Source organism: Paenibacillus sp. V4I7 (assembly GCF_030817275.1).
GTDB lineage: Bacteria > Bacillota > Bacilli > Paenibacillales > NBRC-103111 > Paenibacillus_E.
Map to the genome: position 1 here is coordinate 5,427,444 of NZ_JAUSZD010000002.1, position 11,162 is coordinate 5,438,605.

Genomic DNA, 11,162 nt, shown 5'->3' on the forward strand with positions numbered 1-11,162 from the left:
TCCGTTTTTTTATTTCTTCTTCAAACCAATTTCCAATAGTTCTTTCACAGCCACACTCACCATGATTAGTCCTGCCACAGGCGGAACAAAAGCATTGCTCGCCGGTGGTTGTTTCGCTTTGCGAATTTCTGGTGCGTTCTCGGGAACGATTTGCTGCGTGACATCTTCGCGGGGTTTCATCGGCGCTTCCGTCGAAAATACGACCTTCACGCCCTTTTTGATCCCTTCCTTGCGCAGTTTTTGACGAACCACACGTGCAATAGGATCCATGCTCGTTTTGGAGATATCCGCTACTTTGAACTGTGACGGATCCATTTTATTGGCTGCGCCCATGCTGGAAACGATTGGGATCTTCCGCTCCAGACACTGCTTGATCAGATGGATTTTATAAGAGATGGTATCACTTGCGTCCAATACGTAATCGATTGGATATGCGAATACTTCCTCGTACGTTTCCTCTGTGTAAAACATCCTCAGCGCGATGACATCGCAATCCGGGTTAATTAATTTGATTCGATCGCGCATCAGGTCTGCCTTAGGCTGACCTACCGTTGTCGTAAGCGCATGAATCTGACGATTAATATTCGTGATGTCGACAACATCTTTGTCGATCAGAATAAGACGTCCAACCCCTGTACGCGCTAGTGCTTCAGCAGCGATTGAACCTACACCGCCAATGCCTAGCACGGCAACCGTGCTATTTTTCATGATTTCAAGGCCCTCAGGGCCAATCGCTAGCTCAGTTCGAGAAAATTGGTGAAGCATAGAGACACTTCCTCTTTCAATGTTCTTAGGCTTTAGCAGCAGGCTGCTTAAGCGCTAAGCGAATCGACAGCTGTTCGAGCTGTTTGTCGTCTACAGTACCCGGTGCATCGGTTAACAAGTCAGTTGCGCTTGCTGTTTTCGGGAATGCAATCGTTTCTCTCAAATTCGTGCGGCCTGTGATCAGCATCACCAAACGGTCGAAGCCAAAAGCAAATCCGCCGTGCGGAGGTGTTCCATACTCAAAGGCTTCAAGTAGGAAGCCGAATTTCTCAACAGCTTCCTCTTTGGAGAAGCCAAGCGCACCGAACATTTTCTCCTGCACTTCACGTTGGTAAATACGCATCGAACCGCCGCCCACTTCATATCCGTTCAAGACAAGATCGTAAGCTTGAGCACGAATTTGACCTGGGTCTGTATCAAAGAAATGTACATCTTCTTCATTTGGTCGTGTGAACGGATGATGCTCAGCAACATAACGTTTGGCTTCTTCATCATAGCCAAGAAGTGGGAAGTCCACAACCCAAGCATATTTGAACTTCGAGTCATCGATAAGTCCAAGCTCACGACCGATTTTCAGACGAAGGTTACCAAGTACATCGGCAACAACTTTTTTCTTATCAGCGGAGAATAGAAGCAAATCCCCTTCTTCTACGCCCAAACGCTCTGTTAATGCAGCGATTTCAGCTTCATTGAAGAATTTCACGATAGGCCCTTTGAATTCGCCGTCTTTCACTTGAATCCAAGCTAAGCCTTTTGCGCCATAACGTGCTGCGAATGGCAAGAGGTCATCGATTTCTTTACGACTCCATGTGCCGCAACCTTTCGCGTTCAAAGCTTTTACTTGACCGCCGCCTTTAACGACGTTTGCAAACACTTGAACACCTGAAGTTTCAACGATATCAGAAACATCTTCAAGTTCTAGACCAAAACGAAGATCCGGTTTATCCGAACCATATTTCGCCATGGCATCCGCATACGTAATACGTTGGAATGGACGCGGGATTTCGACTTGTGCTGTTTCTTGCATTAATTTGACTACGAGTTCTTCCAAGATTTCAAGCAGTTGATCTTGAGAAATGAAGGAAGTCTCAATGTCGACTTGAGTAAATTCAGGCTGACGGTCTGCACGAAGATCCTCATCGCGGAAACAGCGTGCGATTTGGTAGTAACGCTCTAAACCACTAACCATCAACAATTGCTTAAAGATTTGCGGGGATTGCGGAAGTGCGAAAAATTCGCCCGGATGCACGCGGCTTGGCACCAAGTAATCGCGAGCGCCTTCCGGTGTGCTTTTTGTCAAAATCGGTGTTTCAACTTCAACAAATCCTTGATCATCTAAGAAATTACGGAATACTTTGGACGCTTTGGAGCGAAGCATTAATGTTTTTTGCATTTCCGGACGACGCAGGTCCAGATAACGATATTTCAAACGTACGGCTTCATCCACATCTACGCCGTCTTCGATGAAGAAAGGAGGTGTTTTGGCTGCATTCATAATTTCGATTTCAGTCACCTGAATCTCAATTTCACCCGTTGTAATATTTTTGTTGACTGTTTCGGCATCACGTTCTACAACTTTCCCTTTAACAGCAAGCACGTATTCATTACGAGCGCGGTCAGCAATGGCAAGTGCATCCCCTGAGAAGTCTGGGTTAAATACAGTCTGTACAAGCCCGCTGCGATCGCGTAGATCGATGAATAGAACGCCACCTAAGTCACGTCTTCTTTGCACCCACCCGTTTAGTGTAACTGTCTGTCCTACCTGAGCTTTAGTAAGCTGCCCACAATGATGTGTTTTGAGCATCATGATTATTTTTCCTCCTAATATAGGGATCTTTGAGTGTAGCTCAAAGTCTCTCCTTTGTCGGGATCTTTGAGTGTAGCTCAAAGTCTCTCCTTTGTCGGGATCTTTGAGTGGAACTCAAAGTCTCTCCTTTGTTTTTATGCTTCTAAAACTATCTATTCGAAAAGTGTCTTTGCAGCGTTCGAGGCAAGATCGGCTAAACTCACAGTCAGTTGACTGCCTGTATCCATCTTCTTCATCGTAATTTCGCCGCGCACCAATTCGTCATCTCCAAGAATCGCCACATAGGTGGCTTGAAAACGGTCAGCAGATTTCATTTGTGCCTTCATTTTACGACCTTGGTAATCCTTCTCTGCTTTCAGTCCTTGCACTCTAAGCTGGTGCAGCAGCTTCGTTACTTCCTTCTCCGCTGCGTCTCCTAGACCGATCAAATATACATCCAACGGCTCTGGCTTCGGAATATCGACACCTTGCGCCTGCAGTACGAGCAGAATACGCTCAAGGCCAAGACCCAAGCCAACTCCCGGCTGATCGTTGCCATGGCCGCCAATCTGCTCAACTAGACCATTGTATCGTCCGCCTCCGCCAATCGTATCAATCGCGCCGATCCCGGCTGCTTTGTACTCAAATGCTGTATGCGTGTAGTAATCAAGACCGCGAACAAGGCGCGGATTAATCCGATACGGGATTTCCATCGCTGTTAAATGCTCTTGGACCAGCGCGAAATGCGACGTGCACTCTTCATCCAAATAATCTAAAATTTCTGGAGCGCCTTCGCCATACTTTTGATCCACTTTGCAATCAAGAATTCGCATCGGATTACGATCAAATCTAGACTGACAATCTTTACAAAGCAAATGCTTGACAGGTGCGAAGAACTCCTGCAGCTTCTCACGGTAAACCGTTCTAACCGCTGGTGTGCCAACGGAATTAATTTCAACGGTTACTTCCTTAAGACCAATTTCTTTATAGAACGTATAACCAAGCGCAACCACTTCAGCGTCAATGCTTGGATCAACGGATCCGAAAGCTTCAATGCCGAACTGATGGAACTGGCGAAATCTCCCAGCCTGTGGCTGCTCATAGCGAAACATAGGTCCTACGTAATAAAGTTTCGTTAAATCGGGAATCCCGTAAAGCTTATTCTCTACATAAGCCCTAACAACACCAGCTGTTCCCTCGGGGCGAAGCGTCATACTGCGGTCCCCTTTATCGAGAAAGGTGTACATCTCTTTGCCCACGATATCTGTCGTTTCTCCGACGCCTCTAATGAACAATTCGGTATCCTCAAATATCGGCGAACGAATTTCTTTGTAATTAAATCTTTGGCACAAGTCTCTTGCTTTGCTCTCTAGGTACTGCCACTTCTCCACCTCACCGGGAAGAAGATCCTGTGTGCCTTTTGGCTTTTGAATGCTCATGTGCTGGGCCTCCTCTTATCTGTCGTTCCTGTCAAATAACAACAAAAAAATCTCCCACCCCCGACTAACGTCAGGGACGAGAGATTTGATTAACAAATTCACCCGTGGTACCACCCACATTCAGAAATGCTGCTATCGATTGCCAGAGGCAACGAAACAGACTTCTGCTCTTTACGGTTAACGCCCGCTATACGCACAGCTGCTACTAGGCAAATTGACATCAGCCAATATGCTATTCCCAGCCGGTCCTCGGGGAGGTCTTTTCGTTCGCTCATCATAGGAAGCTTGCAGCCTAGACTTCCTTCTCTGCTTATGTGGGGGCGACTTACTTTGTCCCTTCAACGGATCACAAAATTATCGAATTACAATATTGTTTATTGTAAACATTGGCAGATACAAAGTCAAGAGATAGAAGTACTAACCCTCCTTTAGCTCCACTATATTAGTTAATGTAAGTCCGCCCATTTTTGCAACTCGTCCATAACGGGTTTAAGCCCTTTTCCTTTGGCGGTTAATTCATACTCAATCCGAACTGGCGTTTCTGGGTATACATGACGGATGATGATCTCTGCAGCCTCGAGTTCCTTGAATCTCTCCGAAAGCATGCGATCACTCATACTCGGGATGAGAACTGATATATCTTTAAAGCGCTTCGGTCCAGAAAGCAAGACATGAACAATAAGTCCTGTCCAACGCTTTCCTAGAAGTTCAAAAGCATTCTCGAATTTGGGACACAGTTGATAGTCTTCCATATAAATCATCTCCTTATAAACAATTTTAGCATAGTCGCTTGACAAAAGTAAGTGCTTCGTAATAATATACTAACATAAAGTAAGTCATTAAATAAAGTATATTAATAGAGGAGTTGTTAGTAATGGCGTTAGGTCTACTTATTATTCGTTTAGTGATCGGTTTATCATTCGCGGCGCATGGTTCACAAAAAGTATTTGGATGGTTTGGTGGCTATGGTCCCAAAGGTACGGGAGGTTTCTTCGATTCAATAGGAATCAAACCAGGTGTGCTCATGGCTGTTCTTGCAGGTTTAGCGGAAATTGCAGGTGGGCTTCTCTTCGCCGCAGGTCTTTGGACACCATTAGGTGCTGCTCTTATCGTACTAACTATGCTTGTTGCTATCATTAAAGTTCATGCCAAAAACGGTTACTGGGTAACTTCCAATGGTTATGAATACAATTTAACGCTTATTGCTATCGCTGTTGGTGTTGCCCTTATCGGAGCCGGTGAATATTCCTTAGATGCTTTGATGTAAAAATGTTATTAGGCCGTCCAGCACAAGCTGTGACGGTTTTTTTGTGCAAAGAAAATAGCCTGCAGCACAAGGGCTGCAGGCCTCAAGTAAATATATTTTAAAGGGGGTCGACGTTTATTATATCCCTACTTGATTAAAGAGATATGAAAATTAAATTACAATTTCATTACAGCATTTTCTCCGTATTTTCAATCATTTTCATTTATTTTCACCGTATATTCAGACCATTTTCACATATAGATGTACAACAAGGCAGATGGCCTTGAATTTATCATCAGGAGGCTGTAACAATGACAATACAAAACGAGTTTCAAGAGGAACGGCAAGATCTAGTGGTGCTCTTCTCTGAAGATTCCGAAACCGAAGCCGAAGTTGAAGAAGAAGTAGCTGAAGAAACAGCCGAAGAAGAGGCCATTGAAGAATCGGACGAAGCTCAGGAAGCGGAAGAAGAAGCATCTGATGAGGAAGAAGTTGAAGCTGAGGATGTGTCCGAGGAGGATGCCGAAGCGGAAAGTGAAGAATCAGCCGAAGAAGATTCGGAAGATTCGGTGCAAGCAGAAGAGGATGCTGCGGACGCAGACTGAACAGCGTAAGAATGTAAGCGTACTCACAAAAACTTCCTTAGCTTCGAAAAGTTAAGAGCCCTAGTGCCACATCTATAAGCGGCATTAAGGCTCTTATTTGTTGTTCTATGGCTTACCAGTAACGCCAACTTTTAAATCTTTAATAAGCAAATATGTGTCCGCATTCGTTAACTTTTGCTTGTCGGCAATAAGTTTAACGGTCGTTTCTGTTAGCAGCTTATTCTCCACTAACTTGGATTGCGCTTCAGTAGATGTAGCTTTCAACCCTAACGCTTGTGTGATTGTATAGCTGGCTTGTTCTAGTGTCAACGGTATTTTATCTGCATTTTGCAGATTCACTATAGCTTGACTAACATCACCGATCCAGGCATCTGACTTCATCTTCTTAGCGCCGCTGACAAGATTGACCATCCGTTTTGGATTAGCCGCTTCATCCAAGAGGAAGTTATTAGAGTACGCCCCGGATGCCAATCCGAGCATTAAAGCCGTTTTGAGACCTTCATATGCTTTATGCTCCATAAAAGGTTCCGGCTTCAGCTCAATCGGCTTAATCTCCATCCCTTGGGCATTCAACTGCTCCTGCAGCTTCGCTATCGCCTCTTTGGAGGCCGACATTTGGCGGAACGTCAGCTTCTCCAGCTGGGCTAGCTTCGCCGCAGTGCCTGCCGCCTGGCCTACCGCCATGCCGTTCGGGATCACACGCGCACTTCCATGAGGCAATGTATCATAGCTCGCTGCTTTACTAGCGACCAGCAAACCATCCACTTTGAGCGGCACGATGCTGCGAAACGGAATCGCATACTGCGTCGGATCGCAGACGACATTGCCGTTATCCGTTGGCGATGTCCGCTGAATGTCAACCGGATACGAACCAAAACCAATTCGATCCCACTGATCGCCATTCGTACATACATCTACGATATTCAGCCGATATTCCCCTTGAATATGCCGCGTTTCGCGGACATACAATTCCGATGCTGTGCCGTCCAGTTCAACCCCGGCAAACTCAGGGAACGTTTGTTTCATGTAAGCGACGACATTCGGCAGCTCTTTGTTCGCAATGTCAATCGCTTCCTGCACCGACTTGGGATCGAACGTATCCACATTAAAAATTTGCAATGAATTTACGAGTGCCGTGTTATCGTTCTGTCTGCCCATATTCAAACCGCGCATCTTTGCACGTTCTTTGTTAACTGGCGGATAGCTACTCATCTCTCCGTAACCCCAGACGCTGACCTCGTTCACACCGGTGCCGTCGGAATTATCGTTGTTCAGGCGCTTCGCCATTTTGTCCCATATCTCAGACGTAACGTTCTTGAGTTTGAACACCAAGGTCACAGCCATCCGCGACTTGGGATCGCCCAGATCCTCGCGACCAAATGTGAATGGTACGCCTGCAGCTGCGGCAAAATCCGCATCCTGTGTAGCGTCAATTACAGCACCAGCTCTCACGGTCTGTTTGCTGCCGTCAGCAAGTGTCAACACAGCACCCTGCACGGGTACGCTTCCACTTGTGGCTGGGCCGAGCACAGGTTCAATCTTTTGTGTATGTAAAAGGATGTCGATATTTTTCTCAGCGCTGACCAACTGGTTGAACACATTCGCTGCCGTGTTGACATCGAAGGAATCGCCTTCAATCCGATTATACCATTCGGAGAAAAACCCCTTGTTGAAGACTTCCTCCTTGCCAAGCGGATTCACTTTGGGCATGTAGTTCATGTCAATCGTATTCAGACCACCAAGCGTCATCAAACCGCCCAACATCTCCCGATTGCGTCCGTCCACGAGCAGCGTGTTAAGCCCGTTGCGTGCTGCCGATACAGCTGCTGCAAGGCCTTCCGGATCTGTCCCTACGACGATGACATCGTATGTTTCCTTCGCCTTTTTGACGGATTTAACTTTTTCCAGCTCCTGTTTCGTGGCGCTATGCGCACCATGTGAAAGGTGTTTATATTGATAATACAAGGATGCAGCAGCTGCCAGCACCGCGAGTAGAATCAAACTCCCCATCAACCAAATCCAACCTTTGGATGTGGAATTGTAACGATTCGAATTTGCCATTAGAACGAAAGCACCCACCTTGTCTTCTACTTTTCATACGGCTTACCGAATAAAGGTTTTGATAAGCTTCTGGAAACAGTCAATTAAATAATAGCCAAAAAACATCACTTGTTAGTTTATCACATTTTGAACGTGTAGAGAAATTTTACGGCATGAACAAATAAAGCCGCGCATAGCTGAACGAGCAGCACGCGTGGCTTTATGGTTACCGATAGGATTTTTTGGGAATGCTTTTCATCTTTTCTTGCTCGGATGTGAATTCTGCACTAATTTCTACATCAGCTAGCGCAGGTGCTTGACTCATCCGCTCAGCAAGTGTGGTATGGAGCAGTTGCTGCTCCGGTGCCGTCATGGCTCTGTGTTTGATCGATTGACGCATCTGGGTGCTCCTAACCGCTAGTCTATACAGATTAAGTATAACCAGTCAGCTAGCTTATTATCCTTCGGAGCAACCTATTTGCTATCAATAACCAACGTAACTGGTCCCCAATTCGTCAATGATACATCCATCATTTCGCCAAAAGCACCCGTTTCCACTTGTATGCCTAGGGAACTTAGCAGCTCATTAAACTTATCATAAAGCGGCTCAGCAAGCTCTGGTCTTGCCGCCGACATGAAATTAGGCCGTTTCCCTTTACGGCAATCCCCATACAAAGTAAACTGCGAAACGGATAAAATTTGTCCTCCCGTCTCCAAGACAGAAAGATTCATTTTACCGGTTTCATCTTCAAAAATACGCAGCCCAGCCACTTTATCCGCCAGGTACTTCGCATCCTGCTCTGTATCATCATGGGTAATTCCGACTAGCAGCATCAAGCCCAGTTCAATACGACCAATGGTTGTATCATTGACAGTTACTTTGGCACGCTTACAACGTTGAACAACTACTCTCATTGCCTGTGGAATCTCCTTACCTTTATAACATCGGCTAGCTTTGCATAATACGCTGAACGGAATAAACATCTTTGACACGTTTAATTTTCTCAACAACGGACTGCAGATGGTCAATATTTTTGATTAAAATGGTCATATGAATTGTAGCCATCTTGTTCTTATCTGATCGACCGGATACAGCGGAAATCATCGTTTTACTTTCTGAAACAGCTTGCAGTACTTCATTTAAGAAGCCGCGGCGGTCATGACCTGTGATTTCAATCTCTACATTAAAATTGGATTCGACAGCTTCGGCCCAATCGACCTCAATGACCCGTTCCTCTTCCCCCATACTTGAAGGTATGTTCGTACAATCAGAACGATGCACGGACACGCCGCGCCCTCTAGTGATGTACCCAATTATCAGATCGCCAGGTACCGGATTACAGCAGCGAGCGAAGCGAACAAGCAAATTATCGACGCCTTTGACACGTACACCGTTAGTTGGACGGCTTTTGCGCTCGGATGAAGTCGGAGCCTTGACCTCCTTGACCTCACTAGTAAGCTTCAGCACCTGTGCTTCTTCAGCTTCCTTACGCAGCTTCTCCGTTAACTTCGTACATATTTGTGCAGCTGTAATACCGCCAAAGCCGACGGCTGACAGCATATCTTCAATATCGCTAAAATTAAACTTCTTCGCGGCTTCAAGCATTTTATCGTCGCTCATCAATGTCGGTGGATCGATCGCCAATCGTTTGAGCTCGCGCTCAATCATGTCTTTCCCTTTTTCGACGTTCTCTTCGCGCTTCTCTTTCTTAAACCACTGCTTGATCTTACTTCGAGCATGGGAGGACTGCGCGATTTTAATCCAATCCTGACTAGGTCCGTAAGAGTGCTTAGAAGTTAGAATTTCAATAATATCCCCGGTTTTCAACTTGTGGTCCAAGGGAACGATCCGGGAATTTACTTTGGCACCAATTGTGCGATTGCCGACTTCAGTGTGAATCCGATAAGCAAAATCCAGAGGTACAGAACCGGCAGGAAGCTCGATTACTTCTCCTTTTGGCGTAAAGACGAAAACAAGATCTGAGAAGAAATCCATCTTCATGGATTCCATAAATTCGGAGGCGTCATTGGTCTCGTGCTGCAGCTCCAGAATTTCACGGAACCAGCTCATTTTGTCCTCAAAAGTGCCCGAAGGTACAACTGAACCGCCTTCTTTGTAGGCCCAATGCGCAGCGATACCGAACTCTGACGTCCTATGCATCTCCCATGTGCGAATCTGTACTTCTAACGGTTCTCCCTTAGGACCAATCACCGTCGTGTGTAAAGATTGATACATATTCGGCTTTGGCATCGCAATATAATCTTTGAAGCGTCCAGGCATTGGTTTCCACAAAGTATGAATAATACCTAAAGAAGCGTAGCAGTCCTTGATACCATCGACAATAACACGAAGTGCCATGAGATCGTAAATCTCATTGAATTGCTTGCCGCGGGAGCTCATTTTTTTATAAATACTGTAAAGGTGCTTAGGTCTTCCGGAAATATCTCCCTGAATGCCCATTTCTTCGAGCTTTTCTTTAATGCTGTGAATAACGTCCTCGATATATTGCTCACGCTCTGTACGCTTCTTCTGCATGAGGTTAACGATCCGGTAATACTGCTGCGGATTCAAATAACGAAGAGCAATATCCTCCATTTCCCACTTAATCGTGGAAATACCGAGTCGATGCGCAATCGGACAGAAGATCTCCAGCGTTTCCTCCGCAATACGGCGCTGGCTCTCTTCGGATTGGTACTTCAATGTGCGCATATTGTGCAAACGATCCGCCAATTTAATCAGAATGACGCGAATATCCTGCGCCATGGCAACAAACATTTTACGATAGTTCTCGTTCTGCTGCTCCTCTTTGGACTTGAACTTGATCCGTTCCAACTTCGTCAAGCCATCCACTAGCATCGCGCAAGTTTTCCCGAATTTATCTAGAACAGTTTCCAGTGAAACTGTTGTATCTTCAACGACATCGTGCAGAAGCGCAGCAATGATGGATGTGACATCCATCTGCATGTTCACCAATATATCTGCAACAGCGAGTGGATGCAGAATATAGGGCTCACCTGATTTGCGTACTTGGCCATGATGGGCTTCATCCGCGAATTCATAGGCCTCCCGAATCCTCTGCAAATCATTCTCTTTCAGATAGGTGGCGGCCTTCTCCAGCAGCTGCTCTATACCCATGCATCTACCCATTCCCTTTAATCGATTTTTATTCATTATGCCTGCAAGGCAGGCTCCACGTCAACTGTTCACACCATGCATTCGACAAAAAGCAGCATTTTCTACCCATTCACTGAAAGTATTCCTGAAATATTAGCTTTCATTG

General features: G+C 45.8%; 10 protein-coding genes. 2 read left to right on the forward strand and 8 right to left on the reverse strand.

Annotated elements, in window-relative coordinates; all coding sequences use genetic code 11:
- Positions 1-9: 9 nt before the first annotated feature.
- The 4 genes from QFZ80_RS25350 to QFZ80_RS25365 all read right to left on the reverse strand — a co-directional run bounded on the left by QFZ80_RS25350 (position 10) and on the right by QFZ80_RS25365 (position 4,742).
- On the reverse strand, positions 10-765 hold the full coding sequence (locus tag QFZ80_RS25350; protein WP_307553272.1) for a tRNA threonylcarbamoyladenosine dehydratase: 756 nt from the start codon (positions 763-765) through the stop codon (positions 10-12).
- Between the two features lie 25 nt (positions 766-790).
- Complete coding sequence (gene aspS, locus QFZ80_RS25355; protein WP_307553271.1) at positions 791-2,572, reverse strand: aspartate--tRNA ligase; 1,782 nt, start codon at positions 2,570-2,572, stop codon at positions 791-793.
- 152 nt (positions 2,573-2,724) lie between these two features.
- Complete coding sequence (gene hisS, locus QFZ80_RS25360) at positions 2,725-3,990, reverse strand: histidine--tRNA ligase (protein WP_307553270.1); 1,266 nt, start codon at positions 3,988-3,990, stop codon at positions 2,725-2,727.
- A gap of 446 nt (positions 3,991-4,436) precedes the next feature.
- The gene (locus QFZ80_RS25365; protein ID WP_056836252.1) at positions 4,437-4,742 is read right to left on the reverse strand and encodes a winged helix-turn-helix transcriptional regulator; all 306 of its coding nucleotides are present in this window, start codon (positions 4,740-4,742) and stop codon (positions 4,437-4,439) included.
- Between the two features lie 122 nt (positions 4,743-4,864).
- On the opposite strand from QFZ80_RS25365, the gene QFZ80_RS25370 reads away from it, so the two are divergent.
- Positions 4,865-5,257 carry a DoxX family protein gene (locus QFZ80_RS25370; RefSeq protein WP_307553269.1) on the forward strand — a complete coding sequence of 131 codons (393 nt, stop codon included), beginning with the start codon at positions 4,865-4,867 and terminating at the stop codon, positions 5,255-5,257.
- Positions 5,258-5,547: 290 nt separating this feature from the next.
- Positions 5,548-5,841 carry a hypothetical protein gene (locus tag QFZ80_RS25375; RefSeq protein WP_307553268.1) on the forward strand — a complete coding sequence of 98 codons (294 nt, stop codon included), beginning with the start codon at positions 5,548-5,550 and terminating at the stop codon, positions 5,839-5,841.
- A gap of 105 nt (positions 5,842-5,946) precedes the next feature.
- On the opposite strand, the gene QFZ80_RS25380 is transcribed toward QFZ80_RS25375, so the two are convergent.
- From QFZ80_RS25380 to QFZ80_RS25395, 4 genes are all read right to left on the reverse strand, one after another.
- On the reverse strand, positions 5,947-7,902 hold the full coding sequence (locus QFZ80_RS25380; protein WP_307561727.1) for an FAD-dependent oxidoreductase: 1,956 nt from the start codon (positions 7,900-7,902) through the stop codon (positions 5,947-5,949).
- Between the two features lie 205 nt (positions 7,903-8,107).
- A complete protein-coding gene (locus tag QFZ80_RS25385; RefSeq protein ID WP_154669611.1) occupies positions 8,108-8,281 on the reverse strand; it encodes a hypothetical protein in 174 nt (57 codons plus the stop codon).
- A 74-nt stretch (positions 8,282-8,355) separates the two neighbouring features.
- Positions 8,356-8,796 carry a D-aminoacyl-tRNA deacylase gene (dtd, locus tag QFZ80_RS25390; RefSeq protein WP_307553266.1) on the reverse strand — a complete coding sequence of 147 codons (441 nt, stop codon included), beginning with the start codon at positions 8,794-8,796 and terminating at the stop codon, positions 8,356-8,358.
- Between the two features lie 34 nt (positions 8,797-8,830).
- A complete protein-coding gene (locus tag QFZ80_RS25395; protein ID WP_307561729.1) occupies positions 8,831-11,017 on the reverse strand; it encodes a RelA/SpoT family protein in 2,187 nt (728 codons plus the stop codon).
- Positions 11,018-11,162 lie beyond the last annotated feature (145 nt).